General features: G+C 52.9%; 20 protein-coding genes. 15 read left to right on the top strand and 5 right to left on the bottom strand.

Going from position 1 to position 23,401, the window contains the following annotated elements:
• Positions 1 to 27 precede the first annotated feature (27 nt).
• Positions 28 to 3,318: a ribonuclease E gene (rne, locus tag FDW88_RS04115; protein WP_137362077.1), complete on the bottom strand. Its 3,291-nt coding sequence runs from the start codon at positions 3,316 to 3,318 to the stop codon at positions 28 to 30.
• Positions 3,319 to 4,017: 699 nt separating this feature from the next.
• On the opposite strand from rne, the gene rluC reads away from it, so the two are divergent.
• Positions 4,018 to 4,971: a 23S rRNA pseudouridine(955/2504/2580) synthase RluC gene (gene rluC, locus FDW88_RS04110; protein WP_167456044.1), complete on the top strand. Its 954-nt coding sequence runs from the start codon at positions 4,018 to 4,020 to the stop codon at positions 4,969 to 4,971.
• An 82-nt stretch (positions 4,972 to 5,053) separates the two neighbouring features.
• Here rluC and FDW88_RS04105 read toward each other — a convergent pair whose 3' ends face one another.
• Positions 5,054 to 5,638, bottom strand: coding sequence for a nucleoside triphosphate pyrophosphatase (locus tag FDW88_RS04105; protein ID WP_137362076.1), 585 nt, complete (start codon positions 5,636 to 5,638; stop codon positions 5,054 to 5,056).
• Between the two features lie 197 nt (positions 5,639 to 5,835).
• On the opposite strand from FDW88_RS04105, the gene yceD reads away from it, so the two are divergent.
• The 14 genes from yceD (at position 5,836) to ptsG (ending at position 18,443) form a co-directional block, all read left to right on the top strand.
• The gene (yceD, locus tag FDW88_RS04100; RefSeq protein WP_115258860.1) at positions 5,836 to 6,357 is read left to right on the top strand and encodes a 23S rRNA accumulation protein YceD; all 522 of its coding nucleotides are present in this window, start codon (positions 5,836 to 5,838) and stop codon (positions 6,355 to 6,357) included.
• 16 nt (positions 6,358 to 6,373) lie between these two features.
• Positions 6,374 to 6,547 carry a 50S ribosomal protein L32 gene (gene rpmF / locus FDW88_RS04095; protein WP_003036242.1) on the top strand — a complete coding sequence of 58 codons (174 nt, stop codon included), beginning with the start codon at positions 6,374 to 6,376 and terminating at the stop codon, positions 6,545 to 6,547.
• A 122-nt stretch (positions 6,548 to 6,669) separates the two neighbouring features.
• Positions 6,670 to 7,749, top strand: a complete 1,080-nt coding sequence (plsX, locus tag FDW88_RS04090) for a phosphate acyltransferase PlsX (RefSeq protein WP_096759432.1) — start codon at positions 6,670 to 6,672, stop codon at positions 7,747 to 7,749.
• Between the two features lie 77 nt (positions 7,750 to 7,826).
• On the top strand, positions 7,827 to 8,780 hold the full coding sequence (gene fabH, locus FDW88_RS04085; protein ID WP_096757547.1) for a beta-ketoacyl-ACP synthase III: 954 nt from the start codon (positions 7,827 to 7,829) through the stop codon (positions 8,778 to 8,780).
• A 15-nt stretch (positions 8,781 to 8,795) separates the two neighbouring features.
• Complete coding sequence (fabD, locus tag FDW88_RS04080) at positions 8,796 to 9,725, top strand: ACP S-malonyltransferase (RefSeq protein WP_137362075.1); 930 nt, start codon at positions 8,796 to 8,798, stop codon at positions 9,723 to 9,725.
• A 12-nt stretch (positions 9,726 to 9,737) separates the two neighbouring features.
• Positions 9,738 to 10,472 (top strand): 3-oxoacyl-ACP reductase FabG, encoded by a 735-nt coding sequence (gene fabG, locus FDW88_RS04075; protein WP_096757545.1) that lies wholly within the window; start codon positions 9,738 to 9,740, stop codon positions 10,470 to 10,472.
• Between the two features lie 155 nt (positions 10,473 to 10,627).
• A complete protein-coding gene (gene acpP, locus FDW88_RS04070; RefSeq protein WP_000103754.1) occupies positions 10,628 to 10,864 on the top strand; it encodes an acyl carrier protein in 237 nt (78 codons plus the stop codon).
• 85 nt (positions 10,865 to 10,949) lie between these two features.
• The gene (gene fabF, locus FDW88_RS04065) at positions 10,950 to 12,191 is read left to right on the top strand and encodes a beta-ketoacyl-ACP synthase II (RefSeq protein WP_115258859.1); all 1,242 of its coding nucleotides are present in this window, start codon (positions 10,950 to 10,952) and stop codon (positions 12,189 to 12,191) included.
• A gap of 127 nt (positions 12,192 to 12,318) precedes the next feature.
• The gene (gene pabC / locus FDW88_RS04060) at positions 12,319 to 13,128 is read left to right on the top strand and encodes an aminodeoxychorismate lyase (RefSeq protein WP_096757543.1); all 810 of its coding nucleotides are present in this window, start codon (positions 12,319 to 12,321) and stop codon (positions 13,126 to 13,128) included.
• Positions 13,129 to 13,130: 2 nt separating this feature from the next.
• Complete coding sequence (gene yceG / locus FDW88_RS04055; protein WP_137362074.1) at positions 13,131 to 14,153, top strand: cell division protein YceG; 1,023 nt, start codon at positions 13,131 to 13,133, stop codon at positions 14,151 to 14,153.
• Positions 14,143 to 14,784: a dTMP kinase gene (gene tmk, locus FDW88_RS04050; protein WP_137362073.1), complete on the top strand. Its 642-nt coding sequence runs from the start codon at positions 14,143 to 14,145 to the stop codon at positions 14,782 to 14,784. The genes yceG and tmk overlap by 11 nt, the downstream gene beginning before the upstream one ends.
• The gene (gene holB, locus FDW88_RS04045) at positions 14,781 to 15,785 is read left to right on the top strand and encodes a DNA polymerase III subunit delta' (RefSeq protein ID WP_137362072.1); all 1,005 of its coding nucleotides are present in this window, start codon (positions 14,781 to 14,783) and stop codon (positions 15,783 to 15,785) included. Before tmk ends, holB begins: the two co-directional genes overlap by 4 nt.
• A gap of 10 nt (positions 15,786 to 15,795) precedes the next feature.
• Positions 15,796 to 16,593 carry a metal-dependent hydrolase gene (locus FDW88_RS04040; protein ID WP_135912250.1) on the top strand — a complete coding sequence of 266 codons (798 nt, stop codon included), beginning with the start codon at positions 15,796 to 15,798 and terminating at the stop codon, positions 16,591 to 16,593.
• Positions 16,594 to 17,009: 416 nt separating this feature from the next.
• Positions 17,010 to 18,443, top strand: coding sequence for a PTS glucose transporter subunit IIBC (gene ptsG / locus FDW88_RS04035; RefSeq protein ID WP_096757538.1), 1,434 nt, complete (start codon positions 17,010 to 17,012; stop codon positions 18,441 to 18,443).
• A 55-nt stretch (positions 18,444 to 18,498) separates the two neighbouring features.
• Here the strand turns inward: ptsG and FDW88_RS04030 are convergent, their stop codons facing one another.
• The 3 genes from FDW88_RS04030 to shiA form a co-directional block, all read right to left on the bottom strand.
• Positions 18,499 to 20,277: an aminopeptidase P family protein gene (locus FDW88_RS04030; RefSeq protein ID WP_137362071.1), complete on the bottom strand. Its 1,779-nt coding sequence runs from the start codon at positions 20,275 to 20,277 to the stop codon at positions 18,499 to 18,501.
• 15 nt (positions 20,278 to 20,292) lie between these two features.
• The gene (locus FDW88_RS04025; protein ID WP_115258852.1) at positions 20,293 to 21,747 is read right to left on the bottom strand and encodes an AMP nucleosidase; all 1,455 of its coding nucleotides are present in this window, start codon (positions 21,745 to 21,747) and stop codon (positions 20,293 to 20,295) included.
• A gap of 118 nt (positions 21,748 to 21,865) precedes the next feature.
• On the bottom strand, positions 21,866 to 23,188 hold the full coding sequence (shiA, locus tag FDW88_RS04020) for a shikimate transporter (RefSeq protein WP_137362070.1): 1,323 nt from the start codon (positions 23,186 to 23,188) through the stop codon (positions 21,866 to 21,868).
• Positions 23,189 to 23,401: the final 213 nt, after the last annotated feature.

Raw genomic sequence — 23,401 nt, 5'->3', positions numbered from 1 at the left:
AAGGTCGGCTTTGATGTTGATTACGGCTTACTCAACAGGCTGCGGGCGTGTGGCTGGGGCAGTAGCCTGATGCGTGGCGCTGTGACCGCCTGCGGCACCTTTGCCTTCGAAGTCGAAAGCAGGGCGCTGCCAGTCGCTCTGACGCGGCGCTTCTGGTTCGTAGTCCGGCGCAGGTGCGCGGGTCATCGGTGCGGTTGCGTGGCTGTGAACCGTTACGGGTACAGCGGCAACAGACGCAGGTTCTACCACAGCTTCAGCGACAACGACTGGTGCAACCGGTGCGACTTCTTCCTGCGTAACCGGGGCAATTGGCGCGGCCTCGATAACCGGTTCAGCAACGTCTGGCTGGGCGACAGCGACGTCAACCTGGACAGGTTCTTCGGTAATCGGTGCTTCTACCACGTTTGCTACGGGCTCAGCTTCAGCAACAACCTCTTCTGCAACCGGGACGTCAGCGTCAACGATGAACTGCGGTTGTTCCTCAACAGCCGTCTCGATAACCTCCGGATGTGTGGTTTCAACCGCCACAACCTGAGGTTCGACAACGACGGTTTCGGTGACTACCGGCGCTTCTGTGACCGCGACAGATGCCGCTACGGTTTCCACTGCTGGTGCAACGACCGCTGCAATGGTTTGCTGCTCGGCGATAACCGGCTGCACCTGGGCCACTTCCTGCTGATGCTGCTCTTCAACCTGCAGTTCCTGTGCACGGGCAACAGGGTAGCGGATCCAGACTTTACCAGAGGCTAATTCAGGAGATGCACAGGCGATAGTAATCGGCATTGGCGACTGCGTCGGGTAACGTTCGTCACGATAGCGACGACGACGCTGTCCGCTTACGCGCAGATGGCGAGGCGAGCGGCGAGAACGACGCGGCATACCGTTGCTATCACGTGCATCGTTGTTATCACGCGCGTCGTTGTTATCTTCATGCTCGGTAGTGACAACGGCAGGCAGATCGACTTTCGCCAGTTCAGTTCGCTGGGCAACAGCGGCCTGAACCACAGGCTCAGCCACAACCGTTTCGGTAACCACGGCAGCGGTTACGGCTTCGGTTTCGACGGTTGCGCTATCGGTGTAACGAACCTTCTGGTTCAACTGACGCTGTTTACGGCGAGTCTGAGGCTGGCGAACGCGCTCTTCCTGATCCGTTTCCTGTGCCGGTTGTTCAACCAGGTTCAGTTCTTTAACTTCCTGCGGTGCCTGACGCTTGTCGTCGTTACGACGGCGGTTGCGTTCACGACGCGGAGCCTGCTGCTCGTCACCTGACTTCGCTTTATCAGCAACATCGGTGGATTGCTGGCGGGTATCGCGCGCTTCGGCATTCTGCGGCTGGCGACGGTTACGGCGATTTTCATCGCGGTTTTCGCTGCTATCAGAACGTTCATTACGGTTGTCACGATCGCGGTTATCACGTTCGCCACGGTTATCGCGATTATCGCGACGATCGTTACGATCGTTGCGGTCACGGCGATTGTTCTGACGAGGCTTACGACGATCCTGCTGGCGTTCAGAAGATTTCTCTTCCGCTTTCGGTGCTGGCTGCTCAACAGGCTTGGCTTCTTCATTGCCACCAAAGATGGACTTCAGTGCGCCGAGGAAACGACCAAACAAACCAGGCTGTTCGGATCCTGCTGCGACTGCGGCTGCTTTTGGTGCGGCAGCAACGGCTGTAACGGCAGGCTCCTGCAGAGCAGGTTCTGGCGGTACGTCTGGCATGGCGAAGGTCGCCAGCGCAGGCTGTTCAGGCTGTTTACGTTCGACGTACTCTTCTTCCGTCGGTAACGCCATCTCTTCTTCGTGCAGTTTCGGCAGCAGATAGCTCAGGGTCGATGTCTCTTCACCTTTGCGAACACGCAGAACAGAGTAGTGCGGTGTTTCCATTTGATCGTTGGGCACGATCACACAGCGTACGCCGTTCTGTCGGGTTTCAATGGCATTGACCGCAGTACGTTTTTCGTTAAGCAGATAAGACGCAATCGGCACCGGGACAATCGCATGGACTTCCTGGGTGTTTTCCTTCAGCGCTTCTTCTTCAATCAGGCGCAGAATAGACAGCGACAGCGATTCGTTATCACGCACTGTACCTGTGCCGGAGCAACGCGGGCAGACGTGATGGCTGGATTCGCCTAATGACGGGCTCAGACGCTGACGGGACATCTCCAGCAAGCCGAAGCGAGAAATATGACTAATCTGGATACGCGCACGGTCCTGACGAACGGCTTCACGCAGACGGTTCTCAACGGCACGTTGGTGACGAACCGGCGTCATGTCGATGAAGTCGATAACAATCAGGCCGCCGAGGTCACGAAGACGCAGCTGGCGAGCGATTTCATCGGCCGCTTCAAGGTTGGTATTAAATGCGGTCTCTTCGATATCGCCGCCGCGCGTGGCACGTGCGGAGTTGATATCAATTGCGGTCAGTGCTTCGGTGCTATCGATAACGATAGAACCCCCAGAAGGCAGGCGCACTTCACGCTGGAACGCAGACTCAATCTGAGACTCGATTTGATAGTGGCTGAACAGCGGGATTTCACCGGTGTAGAGCTTAATTTTGCTGCTGAAATCCGGACGACCCAACGCGGCGATGTGCTGACGCGCCATCTCCATGACTTTTGGGTTATCAATGAGGATTTCGCCGATATCCTGACGTAAATAGTCGCGGAATGCGCGAACGATGACATTACTTTCCTGATGGATCAGGAACGGAGCAGGGCGGCTGTCAGCGGCCTTTTTAATCGCTTCCCAGTGCTTCAGACGGAAACTCAGGTCCCACTGCAGCGCTTCTGCGGATTTACCAACACCCGCAGTGCGTACGATGAGCCCCATGCCATCAGGCAGTTCCAGGCTTGCCAGCGCTTCTTTGAGTTCTGTCCGGTCATCGCCTTCGATGCGACGAGAGATACCACCCGCACGCGGGTTGTTAGGCATCAGAACCAAATAACTACCCGCCAGGCTGATAAAGGTGGTCAGTGCAGCACCTTTGTTGCCGCGTTCTTCTTTATCAATCTGAACAATCACTTCCTGACCTTCGCGCAACACATCTTTAATGTTGGGACGGCCATGGGAGTTGTAGTTAGCGGGGAAGTATTCGCGGGCAATTTCTTTTAACGGGAGGAAACCGTGACGTTCAGCGCCATAATCAACAAAAGCGGCTTCCAGACTCGGTTCAATACGGGTAATTTTACCTTTATAGATGTTGGCTTTTTTCTGCTCGTGTCCAGGACTTTCGATATCCAGATCGTACAGACGCTGCCCATCTACAAGGGCGACACGCAACTCTTCCTGCTGAGTCGCGTTAATTAACATTCTTTTCATCGTAACTTACTCATTATTCTTACATTGACGACTAAGCTGCGGGCAGAGTAATGCCTTTCCGGGTGTGAACCGATGGCCTCGTGTCTATTCGCGTCGCCAACCTCACGGTTATCGTCAGCTCAAAGAGGCGCAGAGTGTCGGTTGCCTGTATTTCATACGGAAACACAGCGCAATTATCAGGGGAACAGTCTGGGTGTTACTCTCCAGAAACGCTTCCATTATGCTCGTCGTTTTTCACGCTATCGGTGCGTTGGCTTCATCTACTCACCCCAGTCACTCACCGGAGTAAATTCTTGGGGGTTCCCAGACTTGCCGTCTTCCTACAACGCGAAATTCATAGAGCACTTACCGGTAAGGACTGCAACCCGCAGCCCGCTAACTGCCTGAAAGATCAATACGTCTTACGCCATTGCTGCGTTGATGATCGGTCGGGCAAAATTGGGTCATTCCGGAAAAGTTCTTGTTTTAACAAGATTCAACACGGAGACGACCTCATTATTCCACTGCTAACCTTGTTATAGCAAGATGACTTTTGCCATTTACCACCCGGTTACTCACAGTTTTTACACTTCCGTACAGTGATTGGTTTAATAACCACCAAATCGAAACTGTCAAACCTGTGTAATAGGGTATAGCAGTTAATCTAAGCATAGAAAAATGTGTGGCGCGAATCTTGATGGCTATTTAAAATCGGCACCCATGAAAACAGAGACTCCAGCCGTAAAAATTGTTGCCATTACTGCCGACGAAGCAGGGCAACGCATCGACAACTTTCTGCGCACCCAGCTTAAAGGTGTGCCAAAAAGTATGATTTATCGCATTTTGCGTAAGGGCGAAGTGCGGGTGAATAAAAAACGCATCAAACCCGAGTACAAGCTCGAAGACGGAGATATTGTGCGTATTCCGCCAGTGCGTGTCGCTGAGCGCGAAGAAGAAGCTATTTCACCGCATCTGCAGAAGGTCGCCGCGCTGGCCGATGTTATTCTGTATGAAGATGACCATATTCTGGTGCTCAACAAACCGTCAGGCACGGCCGTGCATGGCGGCAGTGGATTAAGCTTTGGGGTAATTGAAGGTCTGCGAGCGTTACGCCCGGAGGCACGTTTCCTTGAATTGGTGCATCGCCTCGACCGTGACACGTCTGGCGTGCTGTTGGTTGCCAAAAAACGTTCCGCACTGCGTTCGCTGCATGAACAGTTGCGCGAAAAGGGAATGCAAAAAGATTACCTGGCGCTGGTAAGAGGTCAGTGGCAGTCGCATGTCAAAACCGTACAGGCGCCGCTGTTAAAGAATATTCTGCAAAGCGGTGAGCGAATCGTGCGGGTAAATCAGGAAGGTAAACCGTCGGAGACGCGATTTAAAGTAGAAGAGCGCTATGCGTTTTCCACGCTTGTGCGCTGTAGTCCGGTAACCGGGCGGACCCACCAGATTCGCGTGCATACCCAGTATGCTGGACATCCTATTGCTTTTGACGATCGCTATGGCGACCGTGAGTTCGACAAGCAGTTGGCCGGTACGGGGCTGAACCGACTGTTTCTGCACGCCGCAGCATTGAAGTTTACCCATCCGGGGACCGGTGAGGTCATGCGTGTTGAAGCCCCGATGGATAATCAGCTAAAACGCTGCCTTGAGGTATTACGCAGCAAAGCCTGATGCGCGTTGCTTATCAGGCCTACCATTGCGTTATGCGCCGTAGGCCTGATAAGACGCACCGCGTCGCCATCAGGAAGATTAATCAGGCTTTCAGCGGATTCATCTCTTCCCTGCGTAGCATCTGACACAACGCAATCAGCGGCAGGCCAACCAACGTATTAGGATCGCGGCCCTCCAGACGCTCAAAGAGCGCAATACCTAATCCTTCGCTTTTAAAACTGCCGGCACAATGTAACGGACGTTCTTTGCGTACGTAATCGTCAATTTCCGTCTCGCTTAAATGACGGAAATGAACATCGAACGGTTCGACTTCGGTTTGTAAATGTCCGTTTGCAGAATTATACAGCGCCACTCCGGTGTAAAACGTCACAATATTGCCGCTGGCTTTGGTTAATTGTTGTCTGGCCTTTTCTTCTGTTAACGGTTTTCCGGTTATTTCTCCATCAAGTACACAGATTTGATCGGATCCAATAATGAGGTGTGATGTGTAGCGGTGGGCAAGAGATTGCGCTTTTTCCTGGGCCAGACGTAACACCAAATGCCGAGGTGTTTCGCCAGGCTGCGGTGTTTCATCAACCTCAGGTGCTGCACATTCGAACGGGATGGCCAGTTTTTCAAGCAAGGCGCGACGCCAGGGAGAGGTAGACGCAAGAATGAGTTGAGGCATATTTTTTCCCTCGCATATAGCGTAATGATGAGAGCCATTTTAAACTAGGGCTCTCGACCTTCAAGTTGGCTGCTATGGCCAGACTTGAGTGATTTTAAGTCGATGACCCGCAATGTGTGCGAATTATTGGCAAAAGGCAACCTCAGGCTGCCTTTTTCTTTGACTCTATGACGTTACAAAGTTAATATGCGCGCCCTATGCAAAAGGTAAAATTACCCCTGACTCTTGATCCGGTTCGTACGGCTCAAAAACGCCTCGATTATGAAGGTATCTATACTTCTGATCTGTTAGAGCGCGTCACCGATTTTGTAGTCAGTGTGGACAGTGATGTGGAATGCTCCATGTCGTTCGCGATCGATAACCAACGTCTTGCCGTTATTACCGGTGATGCGAAGGTCTCGGTTACGCTCGCATGCCAGCGTTGCGGGAAACCGTTCCCACTCCATGTCCACACAACATATTGTTTTAGTCCTGTCCGTTCTGACGAGCAGGCTGAAGCACTGCCGGAAGCGTATGAACCGATTGAGGTTAACGAATTCGGTGAAATCGATCTGCTTGCAATGGTTGAAGATGAGATTATCCTCTCCTTGCCGGTAGTTCCGGTGCATGATTCTGAACACTGTGAAGTGTCCGAGGCGGACATGGTCTTTGGTGAATTGCCTGATGAAGCGCAAAAACCAAATCCATTTGCCGTATTAGCCAGCTTAAAGCGTAAGTAATTGAGGAGTAAGGTCCATGGCCGTACAACAGAATAAACCAACCCGTTCCAAACGTGGCATGCGTCGTTCTCATGACGCTCTGACCGCAGTCACCAGCCTGTCTGTAGACAAAACTTCTGGTGAACAACACCTGCGTCACCACATCACTGCCGATGGTTTCTACCGCGGCCGTAAGGTAATCGCTAAGTAATCACGCATGGCTCAATGAATTTCCCACCTCGGTGAGAAAGACAAAGAGAACCAGCGTGATGAAGCTTAGTGAGGCTTTCCCCGGGTAACTGGGGAAACACCTAGCCGAGCAGCGACGATACCTTGACACGTCTAACCCTGGCGTTAGATGTCATGGGGGGCGATTTTGGCCCTACCGTGACAGTGCCTGCAGCACTGCAGGCACTGAATTCTAATTCGCAACTCACACTTCTTTTAGTCGGGGATCCCGATACAATCACGCCATTACTTGCCAAAGCTGACTTCGAACAACGTTCACGTCTGCAGATTATCCCTGCTCAGTCAGTTATTGCCAGTGATGCCCGGCCCTCGCAGGCTATCCGCGCCAGTCGTGGTAGCTCTATGCGTGTTGCCCTGGAGCTCGTGAAAGAAGGTCGTGCAGAAGCCTGTGTGAGCGCCGGTAATACGGGCGCGCTAATGGGACTGGCGAAGTTATTACTCAAACCCCTTGAGGGGATTGAGCGACCTGCGTTGGTGACGGTGTTGCCGCATCAGCAGAAGGGCAAAACGGTGGTGCTGGATCTCGGCGCTAACGTTGATTGCGACAGTACGATGTTGGTGCAATTTGCCGTCATGGGTTCCGTGCTGGCAGAAGAGGTGGTTGGGATTGCCAGCCCTCGCGTTGCATTGCTTAATATCGGTGAAGAAGAAACTAAGGGTCTCGACAGTATTCGGGATGCTTCTGCTGTGCTAAAAACAATCCCTTCCATTAACTATATCGGCTATCTTGAAGCCAATGAGTTGTTGACTGGCAAAACCGATGTGTTGGTTTGTGACGGCTTTACAGGCAATGTCACATTAAAGACGATGGAAGGTGTTGTAAGAATGTTCCTTTCACTGCTGAAATCTCAGGGTGAGGGCAAAAAACGGTCGTGGTGGCTGCTGTTATTAAAACGTTGGTTACAAAAAAGCCTAACGAGGCGATTCAGTCACCTCAACCCCGACCAGTATAATGGCGCCTGTCTGTTAGGATTGCGCGGCACAGTGATAAAAAGTCATGGTGCGGCCAATCAGCGAGCATTTGAAGTCGCGATTGAACAGGCAGTGCAGGCGGTGCAGCGACAAGTTCCTCAGCGAATTGCCGCTCGCCTGGAATCTGTATACCCAGCTGGATTCGAACTGCTGGATGGTGGCGAAACGACACGCTCGCGGGCGCGCAGATGATAGTGCGGTCGAGAGCGTAGCCTACCTACCCGTGATTTGTTCGTAGCGGTATATAACCAAAAAGTGACTGAGCGTACATGTATACGAAGATTATTGGTACTGGCAGCTATCTGCCTGAACAAGTGCGTACTAACGCCGATTTGGAAAAAATGGTCGAGACATCTGATGAGTGGATTGTCACTCGTACAGGTATCCGTGAACGCCATATTGCCGCGCCCAATGAAACCGTTGCGACGATGGGCTTTGCCGCCGCAAACCGCGCACTTGAAATGGCTGGCATCGATAAAGATCAAATTGGTCTGATTGTGGTTGCGACCACATCATCAACGCACGCTTTTCCGAGTGCGGCGTGCCAGATCCAAAGTATGCTGGAAATTAAAGGCTGCCCGGCGTTTGACGTCGCGGCTGCCTGCGCCGGTTTTACTTATGCCCTGAGCGTGGCTGACCTGTACGTTAAGTCCGGCGCAGTGAAGCACGCGCTGGTGATCGGGTCTGATGTGCTGGCGCGTACTTGTGATCCGACCGATCGCGGGACGATCATTATTTTTGGTGATGGTGCTGGCGCGGTGGTACTGAGTGCCTCAGAAGAGCCTGGCATTCTCTCCACTCATTTGCATGCTGATGGTCGCTATGGCGAACTGTTGACACTGCCGAATGCCGATCGTGTAAATCCGGAGAACCCGATTCATCTGACCATGGCGGGTAACGAAGTCTTTAAAGTGGCGGTTACCGAGCTTGCACACATCGTTGATGAAACGCTGGCAGCGAATAATCTCGACCGTTCTGCCCTGGACTGGTTAGTACCGCACCAGGCAAACTTGCGCATTATCAGCGCGACGGCGAAAAAGCTGGGCATGTCGATGGATAATGTCGTGGTAACGCTGGACAGACATGGCAATACGTCAGCCGCTTCCGTTCCATGTGCGTTGGACGAAGCCGTCCGCGACGGGCGAATTAAAGCCGGTCAGCTGATATTGCTTGAGGCCTTCGGGGGTGGATTCACCTGGGGCTCGGCGCTGGTTCGTTTCTAGTATAAGGATTTTAACATGACGCAATTTGCATTTGTGTTCCCGGGTCAGGGATCTCAAACCGTTGGGATGTTGTCTAAAATGGCTGCAGCCTACCCCATTGTTGAAGAAACTTTTGCTGAAGCTTCAGCTGCGCTGGGCTATGATCTGTGGGCACTTACCCAGCAGGGACCAGCAGAAGAACTGAATAAAACCTGGCAAACGCAGCCAGCGCTGTTAACGGCCTCTGTTGCATTGTACCGCGTGTGGCAGCAGCAGGGTGGTGCAACGCCTGCGCTGATGGCCGGGCATAGCCTGGGTGAATACTCCGCGTTGGTATGCGCGGGTGTCATCAACTTTGCTGATGCCGTACGCCTGGTTGAACTGCGTGGCAAATTCATGCAGGAAGCGGTGCCGGAAGGTACGGGCGGCATGTCTGCTATCATCGGCCTGGACGATGCGTCCATCGCGAAAGCCTGTGAAGAGTCAGCAGAAGGTCAGGTTGTATCACCGGTTAACTTTAACTCACCGGGCCAGGTGGTGATTGCCGGGCATAAAGAAGCCGTAGAGCGTGCAGGTGCAGCATGTAAAGCCGCAGGTGCGAAACGTGCTCTGCCGCTGCCGGTTAGCGTGCCGTCTCACTGCGCGTTGATGAAACCAGCAGCAGAAAAACTGGCCGTTGAACTGCAGAAGATCACTTTTAACGCACCGACCGTTCCGGTTGTGAACAATGTCGATGTGAAGTGCGAAACCGACGCAGACGCGATCCGCGATGCGCTGGTTCGCCAACTGTACAGCCCGGTTCAGTGGACCAAAACCGTCGAGTTTATGGCGTCCCAGGGCGTAGAGCATCTGTATGAAGTGGGGCCGGGTAAAGTCCTCACGGGTCTGACAAAACGTATTGTTGATACCCTGACTGCTTCGGCATTGAATGAGCCGGCGGCGCTGACTGCGGCGCTTGCGCAATAAAAGAGGAAAACCATGAGTTTTGAAGGAAAAATCGCGCTGGTTACCGGTGCAAGCCGTGGCATTGGCCGCGCAATTGCTGAAACACTCGTTGCCCGTGGCGCGAAAGTGATCGGCACTGCAACCAGCGAAAGCGGTGCGCAGGCCATTAGCGATTACTTAGGTGCAAATGGTAAAGGTCTGGTGTTGAATGTGACCGATCCTGCATCTATCGAATCTGTTCTGGGAAATATTCGCGCAGAATTTGGGGAAGTCGATATTCTGGTTAATAATGCCGGGATTACTCGTGATAACCTGTTAATGCGCATGAAAGATGACGAGTGGAACGATATCATCGAAACCAACCTGTCATCTGTTTTCCGTCTGTCAAAAGCGGTAATGCGCGCTATGATGAAAAAGCGTCATGGTCGTATTATCACTATTGGTTCTGTGGTTGGTACCATGGGAAATGCGGGTCAGGCCAACTACGCTGCGGCGAAAGCGGGTTTGATCGGCTTCAGTAAATCACTGGCGCGTGAAGTTGCGTCTCGTGGCATTACTGTAAACGTTGTTGCTCCGGGCTTTATTGAAACGGACATGACGCGTGCGCTGACTGATGAGCAGCGTGCGGGTACGCTGGCGGCAGTTCCTGCGGGGCGCCTTGGCTCCCCAAATGAAATCGCCAATGCGGTTGCATTTTTAGCTTCTGACGAAGCAAGTTACATCACAGGTGAGACTTTGCATGTCAACGGCGGGATGTACATGGTTTAACCACGAGATAAAAAAATTTGCGTTATTAGGGTGAATGCCCTCAAAATAACGCAAAATCGTGGTAAGACCTGCCGGGATTTAGTTGCAAATTTTTCAACATTTTATACACTACGAAAACCATCGCGAAAGCGAGTTTTGATAGGAAATTTAAGAGTATGAGCACTATCGAAGAACGCGTTAAGAAAATTATCGGCGAACAGCTGGGCGTTAAGCAGGAAGAAGTAACCAACAATGCTTCCTTCGTTGAAGACCTGGGCGCAGATTCTCTTGACACCGTTGAGCTGGTAATGGCTCTGGAAGAAGAGTTTGATACTGAGATTCCGGACGAAGAAGCTGAGAAAATCACTACCGTTCAGGCTGCCATTGATTACATCAACGGTCACCAGGCGTAAGTGAACATCTCCAGGCGGTCATTCGACCGCCTGAGTTTTATCTTTTTATCCCACTTGAATTATTTTCCCTCCCTGGAGGACAACCGTGTCTAAGCGTCGTGTAGTTGTGACCGGACTGGGCATGTTGTCTCCTGTCGGCAATACCGTAGAGTCTACCTGGAAAGCTCTCCTTGCCGGTCAGAGTGGCATCAGCCTGATCGACCATTTCGATACTAGCGCCTATGCAACGAAATTTGCTGGCTTAGTAAAGGATTTTAACTGTGATGACATTATCTCGCGCAAAGAACAGCGCAAGATGGATGCCTTCATTCAATATGGAATTGTCGCTGGCGTTCAGGCCATGCAGGATTCTGGTCTCGAAATTACGGAAGAAAACGCTCACCGTGTTGGTGCCGCTATTGGCTCCGGTATTGGTGGTCTCGGTCTTATCGAAGAAAACCATACCTCGCTGGTAAACGGTGGACCACGTAAGATCAGTCCATTCTTCGTTCCGTCGACGATTGTTAACATGGTGGCCGGTCACTTGACCATCATGTACGGCCTGCAAGGGCCAAGCATCTCCATCGCTACCGCCTGCACTTCAGGCGTGCATAACATCGGTCATGCCGCGCGTATCATTGCATACGGCGACGCAGACGCGATGGTTGCGGGTGGTGCTGAAAAAGCCAGTACACCGCTGGGTGTGGGTGGTTTTGGCGCAGCACGTGCGCTGTCTACGCGTAATGATAACCCGCAAGCGGCAAGCCGTCCGTGGGACAAAGAGCGTGACGGTTTTGTGCTGGGCGACGGCGCTGGTATGGTGGTACTGGAAGAGTACGAGCATGCAAAAGCGCGTGGTGCAAAAATTTACGCTGAAGTGGTCGGTTTTGGGATGAGCAGCGATGCTTACCATATGACTTCGCCGCCGGAAAACGGCGCGGGTGCTGCACTGGCGATGGTCAACGCATTACGTGACGCGGCTATCGAACCCGGTCAGATTGCCTATGTCAACGCACATGGCACGTCTACACCAGCAGGCGATAAAGCGGAAACTCAGGCAGTGAAATCTGTCTTTGGTGATGCGGCACGTAGCGTGATGGTCAGTTCGACCAAATCCATGACCGGACACCTGTTGGGTGCGGCGGGCGCGGTAGAGTCTATTTTCTCTATTCTGGCGCTGCGCGATCAGGCGGTTCCACCAACCATCAACCTGGATAACCCGGATGAAGGTTGTGACCTGGACTTTGTTCCGCACGAAGCACGTCAGGTCAGCGGCATGGAATATGCTCTTTGTAACTCCTTCGGCTTTGGTGGTACTAACGGTTCGGTGATCTTTAAAAAGATCTAAGTCCCGCAGGTAACTTACCTGGCGTCATAAAAAAGGTCCGCTTGCGGGCCTTTTTTTATTCGATTTTTCGACCTTGTCCTGGCTTTGGCATCCTGCCAAACTAGCTGACCACGAATAAGGAGCCACCATGTTCTTAATTAATGGCCGTGAGCAGGGCACGTTGGTTGCAAGCGATCGTGCGACGCAGTTTGGTGACGGATGTTTTACCACTGCGCGAATTGTCGATGGTAATGTGTGTTTTCTTTCGGCGCATCTCCAGCGTTTAGACGACGCATGCAAAAAATTGCTGATCCCCTTCGATAAGTGGTCAGAACTGCAAGATGAAATGCAAATGCTGGCGGTCGGGCATACACGTGGTGTACTGAAAGTGATCATCAGTCGTGGTAGCGGGGGCAGGGGCTATAGTGGCGCGAACTGTCATTCGCCTACGCGTATTCTCTCTACTTCTGCCTTTCCCACACATTACGCTCGTTGGCAGAACGATGGGATTGTTCTGGCTGTAAGTCCTGTGCGTCTGGGGCGCAATCCGATGCTTGCCGGAATTAAACACTTGAACCGACTGGAGCAGGTGCTGATTCGTTCTCATCTTGAGCAGACAGACGCCGATGAAGCGCTGGTTCTTGACAGTGAGGGATGGGTTACGGAATGCTGTGCGGCTAATGTGTTCTGGCGTAAAGACGATGTCGTTTATACCCCTCGACTGGATCAGGCTGGCGTGAACGGCATTATGCGACAATTCTGTATGCGGATGCTGGCACAATCACCGTTCAAGATTGTCGACGTGTATGCGCGGGAAGAGGACGTGATGCAGGCGGATGAGATGGTTGTCTGTAATGCATTAATGCCGGTGGTTCCCGTGCGTGCCTGTGGTGACAGGATGTTGTCTTCACGTTTGTTATTCGATTTTTTAGCCCCACTTTGTGAGCACCCAAATTAGTCATGAAAAAATTGTTACGCGTTGTTGTTTTATTGCTGGTTGTGCTGGGCATTGCCACGGGTGTGGGAATGTGGAAAGTTCGCCATCTGGCGGACAGTAAATTATTGATTAAAGATGAAACGATTTTTACGCTGAAAGCGGGCACGGGTCGTCTGGCTCTGGGTGAGCAGCTGTATGCAGATAAGGTGATTAATCGTCCACGCGTATTCCAGTGGTTACTGCGTATTGAACCCGACCTTTCGCATTTTAAAGCCGGGACCTACCGGTTGACGCCTGATATGACTGTACGGGAAATGTTGCAACTGCTGGAAAGCGGAAAAGAAGCACAGTTCCCATTACGTCTGGTTGAGGGCATGCGCCTGAGTGATTACCTTAAACAGCTGCGCAATGCGCCCTATATCAAGCACACATTGAGCGACGACAACTACGCTACCGTTGCCGAGGCGCTGAAGCTGGAGAACCCGGAATGGGTGGAAGGCTGGTTCTGGCCGGATACCTGGATGTATACCGCCAACACCTCGGATGTGGCGCTGCTGAAGCGTGCACACCAGAAAATGGTCAAAGCTGTTGATACTGCCTGGGAAGGGCGTGCCGAAGGTCTACCGTATACCGACAAAAATCAGCTGGTGACCATGGCCTCTATTATTGAAAAAGAAACCGCTGTCGCCAGCGAGCGCGATCAGGTGGCCTCGGTGTTTATAAACCGTTTACGTATTGGCATGCGCTTACAGACCGATCCGACCGTGATTTACGGGATGGGCACACGGTATAATGGTAAATTGTCGCGTGCCGACCTGGAAACGCCGACTGCGTATAACACCTATACCATTACCGGGCTGCCGCCAGGCCCGATTGCTATGCCGGGCGAAGCCTCATTGCAGGCCGCCGCGCATCCGGCAAAAACACCGTATCTCTATTTCGTGGCTGACGGTAAAGGTGGTCACACGTTTAATACCAATCTTGCCAGCCACAACCGCTCTGTGCAGGATTATCTGAAAGTGCTTAAGGAAAAAAATGGGCAGTAATTATATCGTCATCGAGGGCCTGGAAGGCGCCGGAAAAACTACCGCGCGGGATGTAGTGGTAGAGACACTTGAGCAACTCGGTATCCGCGACATGGTGTTTACCCGCGAGCCAGGAGGGACCCAGCTGGCAGAGAAATTAAGAAGCCTGGTGCTGGACATCAAGTCGGTCGGTGACGAAGTGATTACCGATAAAGCGGAAGTGCTGATGTTCTACGCCGCACGTGTTCAGCTGGTCGAAACCGTCATTAAGCCTGCGTTGGCAAAAGGTACCTGGGTGATTGGCGACCGTCACGATCTGTCGACCCAGGCCTATCAAGGCGGTGGCCGTGGCATCGACCAAACGATGTTGGCCACTCTGCGTGATGCGGTACTCGGTGATTTTCGCCCGGACCTGACGCTATATCTGGATGTGACGCCTGAAGTGGGTTTAAAGCGTGCCCGTGCTCGTGGTGAGCTGGACCGCATTGAACAGGAGTCTTTTGACTTCTTTAATCGCACCCGCGCCCGCTATCTGGAACTGGCGGCGATAGATCCCAGTATCCGTACCATAGATGCCACGCAGCCGCTTGAAGCTGTCATGAATGATATCCGTAGCACCATTACCCACTGGGTACAGGAGCAGGGCGCATGAAATGGTATCCATGGTTACGACCCGATTTTGAAAAACTTGTCGCCAGTTACCAGGCGGGTCGCGGTCACCATGCGTTACTGATTCAGGCGTTACCTGGTATGGGTGACGACGCGCTGATTTACGCCCTTAGCCGCTATCTGATGTGCCAGCAGCCGGAAGGGCATAAAAGCTGCGGACATTGCCGTGGTTGCCAGTTGATGCAGGCAGGAACGCATCCTGACTATTATTCTCTGCTGCCGGAAAAAGGAAAGAACACGCTGGGTGTTGACGCGGTACGTGAAGTCACTGAAAAGCTGTACGAACATTCGCGTCTGGGCGGTGCCAAAGTGGTGTGGATCCCCGATGCTGCCCAGTTAACGGATGCGGCAGCCAATGCCCTGCTAAAGACGTTAGAAGAGCCGCCGGCGCAAACGTGGTTTTTCCTGGCTACTACCGAGCCGGCACGCTTACTTGCCACATTACGCAGCCGTTGTCGATTGCATCACCTTGCTCCCCCGGAGGAATCGTATGCGGTTTCCTGGTTGGCCCGCGAAGTGACTGCCCCGCAGGATGCACTCCTTTGCGCACTACGCCTGAGCGCCGGGTCTCCTGGGGCGGCACTAATGTTGCTTCAGGCAGAAAGCTGGGCGCACCGTAGCGATTTTTGCGCGGCACTGGCGAACACCTTGCACTCCGGCGACTGGTATCAGCTGCTGGCGGCGCTCAACCATGAACAAGCTGCAGCCCGCTTACACTGGCTGGCAACGCTGTTTACGGATGCGCTCAAACGTCCGTATGGTGCTGCCCATTTAACTAACCCTGATGCACTGGCGTTGATTTCATCCATTGCTGAACGGTTCTCCGTGGCGCAGATTCAGGCGATGCTGGGTGATGTGTGCCACTGCCGTCAGCAACTGCTCAACGTGACGGGCGTCAATCGTGAACTGGTATTAACCGATCTTATCCTGCGTATTGAGCATTACCTGCAACCAGGCACTGTACTGCCTGTTCCCCATCTTTGAGAGAGACATTATGTTTTTAGTCGACTCACACTGCCATCTTGATGGCCTGGATTATCAATCTCTGCATAAGGACGTGGATGACGTGTTGGCGAAAGCGGCAGCGCGTGATGTGAAGTTTTGTCTTGCCGTAGCGACCACCTTACCCGGATACCGCAATATGCGCGACCTGGTTGGCGAGCGCGATAATGTGGTGTTCTCCTGCGGTGTTCATCCGTTAAATCAGGATGAAACCTATGATGTAGAAGACCTGCGTCGCTTTGCCGCGGAAGACGGCGTGGTGGCGATGGGGGAAACCGGGCTGGACTATTTCTACACCCCGGAAACCAAAGTGCGTCAGCAGGAGTCGTTCATTCATCACATTCAGATTGGCCGCGAACTGCAAAAACCAGTGATCGTCCATACCCGTGATGCGCGAGCCGATACGCTATCGATTCTGCGAGAAGAAAACGTGACGGATTGTGGCGGCGTACTACACTGTTTTACAGAGGACAGGGAAACTGCGGGCAAATTGCTGGATCTCGGATTCTATATCTCTTTTTCCGGCATCGTCACGTTCCGTAACGCCGAACAGTTACGCGACGCCGCGCGCTATGTTCCTTTGGATCGTTTGTTAGTTGAGACTGACTCTCCGTACCTTGCGCCGGTACCGCATCGTGGTAAAGAGAACCAGCCCGCCATGGTTCGTGATGTCGCAGAGTATATGGCCGTATTGAAAGGTGTTGCCGTTGAAGAACTGGCGCAAATCACCACTGATAACTTTGCCCGCCTGTTTCACATCAACGCTTCTCGCCTGCAATCTATCCGTTAATTGAGTTTTTTTAAAGCTCGTAATTAATAAGTAAACCGAGTAGAGTTCACCGCCATAAAATGGGCGGTGAATAACCAGTTGGACACATTCAGATACTCATTTTATCGAATTGTGCGAATTTTACGGCTATCCACAGCTGAATTGTGATAGCCGTCAAACAAAAATAAGCTGAATTATTTTACTCTGTGTAATAAATAAAGGGTACTTAGATGCCCTGTTCACGGCGAGGTTCTCCCCCCTCGCCAATGCGTGAGAACGTAGAATACGCAAAATCATTCAAGCAGCATCAAGGCGGCAAGTGAGTGAATTGCAGGAGCTTACTTAAGTAAGTGACTGGGATGAACGAGCGCAGCCAACGCTGAGGCGGTTTGAAGGATGAAGTGTATAAGCACAAATACTCAGGAGCACTCCTAATTATGTTTAAGAATGCATTTGCTAACCTGCAAAAGGTCGGTAAATCGCTGATGCTGCCGGTATCCGTACTCCCGATCGCAGGTATCCTGCTGGGCGTCGGTTCCGCTAACTTCAGCTGGCTGCCAGCCGTTGTATCGCACGTTATGGCAGAAGCAGGCGGTTCTGTTTTTGCAAACATGCCGTTGATTTTTGCCATCGGTGTCGCGTTAGGCTTCACCAACAATGACGGTGTTTCCGCACTGGCTTCAGTGGTTGCCTACGGCATCATGGTCAAGACCATGGCTGTGGTTGCGCCGCTGGTTCTGCATTTACCTGCTGAAGAGATCGCAGCTAAACACCTTGCTGATACGGGTGTTCTCGGGGGGATTATCTCCGGTGCGATAGCAGCGTATATGTTCAACCGTTTCTACCGTATCAAACTGCCTGAGTATCTTGGCTTCTTTGCCGGTAAGCGCTTTGTTCCAATTATTTCTGGTCTGGCTGCCATCTTTACGGGTGTGGTCCTGTCCTTCATTTGGCCGCCGATCGGTACTGCTATTCAGACATTCTCCCAATGGGCTGCATACCAGAACCCGGTTGTGGCGTTCGGTATCTACGGCTTCATTGAACGCTGCCTGGTACCGTTTGGTCTGCACCATATCTGGAACGTTCCATTCCAGATGCAAATTGGCGAATACACCAACGCTGCGGGCCAGGTGTTCCACGGCGATATCCCTCGCTATATGGCGGGTGACCCGACTGCGGGCATGCTGTCTGGTGGCTTCCTGTTCAAAATGTACGGTCTGCCGGCCGCCGCTATTGCTATCTGGCATTCTGCAAAACCAGAAAACCGCGCGAAAGTGGGCGGTATCATGATCTCCGCGGCGCTGACCTCGTTCCTGACCGGTATTACCGAGCCGATCGAGTTCTCCTTCATGTTCGTGGCGCCGATCCTGTACATCATCCACGCGATTCTGGCAGGCCTGGCATTCCCGATCTGTATCCTGCTGGGTATGCGTGACGGTACGTCGTTCTCTCATGGTCTGATCGACTTTATCGTTCTGTCCGGTAACAGCAGCAAACTGTGGCTGTTCCCAATTGTCGGTGCTGGCTATGCTATCGCCTACTACACCATCTTCCGTGTGCTGATCAAAGCGCTGGACCTGAAAACACCGGGTCGTGAAGACGCGACTGAAGACAGCAAAGCGGGCGCAACGGGTGAAATGGCTCCGGCCCTGGTTGCTGCGTTCGGCGGAAAAGAAAACATCACTAACCTCGATGCGTGCATTACGCGTCTGCGTGTCAGCGTGGCTGACGTCGCCAAAGTGGATCAGGCTGGCCTGAAGAAACTGGGTGCAGCAGGCGTGGTGGTTGCGGGTTCTGGTGTTCAGGCTATTTTCGGCACCAAGTCCGATAACCTGAAAACTGAAATGGATGAATACATCCGTAACAGTTAAGCCGTAAGATGTTGGGGAGAACTAAGGCAGCCTGCGGGCTGCCTTTTTTAATGCATTAATTGGCCTGAACACGAATCGGCGCGGTGGCAGCAAATAGCCATGGACGAGCATCACTGTTTACGCGCGGTGACAAGGTTTCTCTGACTTGCTGATGGTAATCATCAATCCACTGCTTTTCGCTCTCGCTCAGCAGATGCAACTCAACCAGATTCAAATCAATGGGCACTAGCGTCAACGTAGAGAAGCGGCAAAAGCCAGGGCGACTGTCGATAATCTCCACCTGATTCTCAATGCGGATACCGTATTGTCCGGCCAGATAATATCCTGGTTCGATGGTAATAATGTTGCCCGCAACCAGAGGCCAGGGATTCACTTTCTTCGCAATGCGGTGCGGTTGCTCGTGGATCAACAACTGATGTCCGACACCGTGGCCGGTGCCATGATCGTAATCCAGGCCCAGCGCCCAAAGTGCCCGACGGCTAAACGCATCCAGTTGATGCCCCTGAGTACCGCTCGGGAATTGCAACGTGATCAGCGATAAAAAGCCTTTCAGCACTGCAGTGTAATGCAGTCGACGCTGTGGATCCTGCGGGCCAAAGGCGAGGGTGCGCGTTGTATCCGTAGTGCCGTTCTGATACTGACCACCAGAATCATTTAAATACATCGCCTGAGAGGTGATGGGGGTATTGGTTTTTTCGCTGGAATGATAATGACACATTGCCGCATTGCTGGCTGATGCTGAGATCGTACCAAAACTTTGTTCAATAAACCCAGGCTGCTGCTGGCGAAACGCCAACTGTTTTTCCTGGGCTTCCAGTTCGGTTACCGGATTACCCGCAGCCTCACGTAAGGGGACTTCATGCGCCAGCCAGGCGAGGAAGTTCACCCAAGCGGCACCATCCTGCTCATGACATTCGCGATAACCCGCCAGTTCTGTGTCATTTTTATGTGCTTTGATAAGCGTTATGGGATCGGGTGCCCAGAGGAGTTCGCCGCCGTGCTGTTCAATGGCGAATCGCAGTGCAACCGGTGCATAGTCTTTATCGACCAGGAAGCGTTTCCCGTGGGCAAGTTGCTGGCAGCGAGATAGAAAATCCTCTTGTGGCGAAATCATTAATGCGTTCAGTAGCGCTTCGGGTAACTGCTGCGTTTTGTTGGCATCCACAAACCACTCCAGTTCACCACTGCGATGCAGCAAGGCAAACGAAAAAGGCACCGGAACCATATTGAGATCTGAACCGCGCACATTGAGCAGCCAGGCGATGTTATCGGGCAGGGTGATTGCCAGAAAGTCAGCCTGATGCTGAGCAAGTTGCTCGACGATCCGTGCGCGTTTCTGCGCACTGCTTTCGCCGCTGATCTCAATGGGCATTTCGCGGATGATGCCGCAGGGGGCAGCCGGACGGTCGAGCCAAACTGTATCGAAGGGGTCGGTTTCCAGCGCGACCAGTTCGCAATGAGTGGCCGAAAGCGCCTCAAACTGGCTGTTGACCATCAGCAGAGGCTCAAAGCCAATGCGGGTACCTGCTGGCACATGCGTCTGCAAATAATCAGCTAGCGGCTCGTCGTGTAAATGATGAATCTCGAAATCGTCCAGGGAGACTTCGTTACGGACCTGGACCTGGTAACGTCCATCGACAAACATCAATGCGCGATCGCGAAGCACCAGTGCCAGACCGGCTGAGCCGCTAAAGCCGGTAAGCCAGGCCAGTTTATTGTCGTGTGGTGTGCAATCCTCACTCTGATGAGCGTCGGCGCGTGGAACAATCATACCATCCAGTCCCTGTGCTAACAGGAGATTGCGCAGGGCGGAAAGGGGCGTTGAGTTATGCATAGTTACCTTCAGGCCTTAACGGAACGGCGGTTCGTTGAACGTACGTAGTTTGCGGGAATGCAGGCGATCGCCTTCGGCGCGAAGCCGATCGATTGCCCGAATACCGATTTGCAGATGCTCGGAAATTGCACCTTCATAAAAACGGTTGGCCTGGCCTGGCAGTTTAATCTCTCCGTGCAGCGGTTTATCGGAGACGCAAAGCAGGGTGCCGTAAGGTACGCGGAAACGGTAACCCTGCGCGGCAATCGTGGCGCTCTCCATATCGATAGCGACGGCACGACTGAGGTTAAAACGCAGCGCAGAGGCAGAATAGCGTAGCTCCCAGTTACGGTCGTCAGTGGTGACGACGGTGCCGGTACGCAGTCGCTGTTTGACCTCTTCACCGGGCATGCCGCTGACCTCTTTGGTGGCGTCATACAGCGCGCGCTGGACTTCGGCGATGCTCGGAATCGGAATATCTGGCGGCAGTACGGCATCCAGCACGTGGTCGTCGCGTAGGTAGGCGTGGGCGAGAACGTAATCACCTATGGCCTGGCTCTCACGCAGGCCGCCACAGTGGCCAATCATTAGCCAGACGTCAGGACGCAGGACCGCCAGGTGATCGCAAATGGTTTTGGCGTTTGACGGGCCAACGCCGATATTCACCAGTGTGATCCCCTGACCGTCGGCGGTGATTAAATGCCAGGCGGGCATCTGGTGCTTCTTCCAGGCAAGATCGGAAATAGCCTCTTCCGGTGCCTCCGTTTCTGCGGTAATCCAAATTCCACCTGCGCATGACAGCGCAATATACGGACTGTCCGGGTCGAGGATCTGGCTACAGCCCCAGCGCACAAACTCATCGACATAGCGAGTGTAGTTGGTGAACAGTACGAAGGGCTGAAAATGTTCTACCGGTGTGCCGGTGTAATGGCGCAGGCGTGCAAGTGAAAAATCAACGCGTCGGGCGTCGAAGTGCGACAGGGGAGAAAATTCTGCCGGGTGAAATGTTCCATCCGCGGTTTCATCGCCAATCTGCGACAGTTCGGTAGTGGGGAAATGGCGCGTTAATCCGGCGCTCATGGAGCGGTCGAGCGTCAACTCAGAACCGTCTATCACGTAGGGGTAGGGGATCTCGTGCTGGGACGGTTCGACAGAGATATGCGCATCGTAATCCTGGTACAGCAGGGTGAGCTGTTCTTCAAGATAAGGTCGGAACAGAGACGGGCGAGTAATGGTCGTGGTATAGCAGCCAGCATGGGTAAAACGGCCATAGGCGCGTGTTTTTGGAGGATTCGTTGCGCTGCCATCCCAGGTCACAGAAAGTGAAGGGTAAACAAAAAGACCTTTATCTCGGGCGATGATGTCAGGAAGCGTCCCGGTTTCAATGTACTTGCCAATGGCGCTACGCAGAGCCTTAACTGATTGCTCATACAATGCGTCCAGTTTATCCAGTGCCTGAGCCGGGGTCAGGCTGGAGCCCTTATTGTTCATGTCTGTCTCCTTGTTCCACAGATGTGCTGCTCTCCCGATAGTATGTCACAGGAATGTGAAACAAAAGTCAGACGTTAAGGAAGAATCTGCGAAGGCCGAACGGCCTTCGCAGAACGGCTTAGCCGTGTGGTTTATCTTTCATCAGAATTGCGGTCGCGGCAGAAATAAGACACCCCGCCATCAGGTATATGGCTACGCTGTGCCAGTTTCCGCCCGAGAAGGTCACCAGTGCCGCGGCAATAAACGGGGTAAAGCCGCCGCCAACGACGCTGGCTACCTGATAGCCAACGCCAGCACCGCTGTAACGGTAACTGGCGCCAAACAACCCGGTAAACATTGGCTGTTGCACGCAGACCACCATGTCGTGGGCGATGTTTGCCAGCATAATGGCGAAGAATACAATCCAAAAGATAGACTGTGCCTCAAGGGCCATAAAGAACGGAAAGGCACAGAGCGTGCCGACCAGAGCGCCGGTAATGTAGACCCGTCGGCGGCCGAAGCGGTCAGCAAGCCAGGCGAAACAGGGGATGGTCAGACAGCTCAACCCACCAACTAACAGACCGATATTCAGAAACAGCTCGCGCGGTAGACCTAGATTTTGCGTGGAATAGTTGAGTGCAAACGCGGTGACGATATACATGGTCAGCAACTCACACAGGCGCAGGGCGATTATCTTTAAAAATGCGCCCGGATGGCGGATTAACGCCTCAACGACCGGCAGCCGCTTTTTCTCGGGCAGAGGTTCCTGTTTTTGCTGCTCGAACTCAGCTGATTCATCCATGCGGTTACGCATCCATAATGCACCAAGTACCAGCACGATGCTGAACAGGAATGGGATGCGCCAGCCCCAACTCAGGAACTGCTCATCGGTTGTTTGTGAACTGATCAGCGAAACCAATCCGGTCGAGAGCAATAGACCAACGCCATAACCCACCTGCACGCCGCTGCTGTAGAAGGCTTTTTTATTTTTTGGCGCGCTTTCGACAGAGAGTAACGCCGCGCCGCCCCATTCGCCGCCGACGGCAAAACCCTGAATGGCGCGTAGTGTTACCAGCAGTACTGGAGCCCACCAACCGATAGTGTCAAAAGAGGGGATGATGCCAATCAACGCCGTGGCAATACCCATCACCCAGACGGTAAGCATCAGCATACGTTTGCGGCCAAGACGATCGCCGAAGTGACCGAAGATAACTCCGCCTAATGGGCGGAATAAAAATCCGACACCAAAGGTGGCAAAGGCTGCGAGCGTGCCCATCGCCGGGCTGACTTGCGGGAAAAACTCGCGGTTAAAGACTAACGCGGCGGTGATGCCATACAGCAGAAAATCATACCAATCGACCACGGCACCGGCGAAGCTGCCCAGTGCGGCACGTCGAGCGCGATCGCGATGATGTAAAGAGGAGTCCTTCTGAGGACTCGCGGAGATGAGGGTGGAATCCATAGCTATCCTGTCTGTACTGATTTTTTGTTATTAGTATTGGAATAAGGTTACGCACATTGCAGTCGATATATTAGCGACTGTGATGAGACTACCGCGACAGGCGGGAAGAGAAAACGATTTTATCTGTTACAACGGAGTAAGATGACAAATAGGACGAAAGAGAAAGTAGAAAAGCAAAAAGCCTGCTTAGTATCCTAAGCAGGCTTCTTAAAT

This window comes from Citrobacter sp. wls829, from assembly GCF_005280825.1.
Taxonomy (GTDB): Bacteria; Pseudomonadota; Gammaproteobacteria; order Enterobacterales; family Enterobacteriaceae; genus Citrobacter; species Citrobacter gillenii.
Note: the sequence above shows the minus strand (reverse complement) of the source record. Positions and strands in the feature narration are given on the sequence as shown.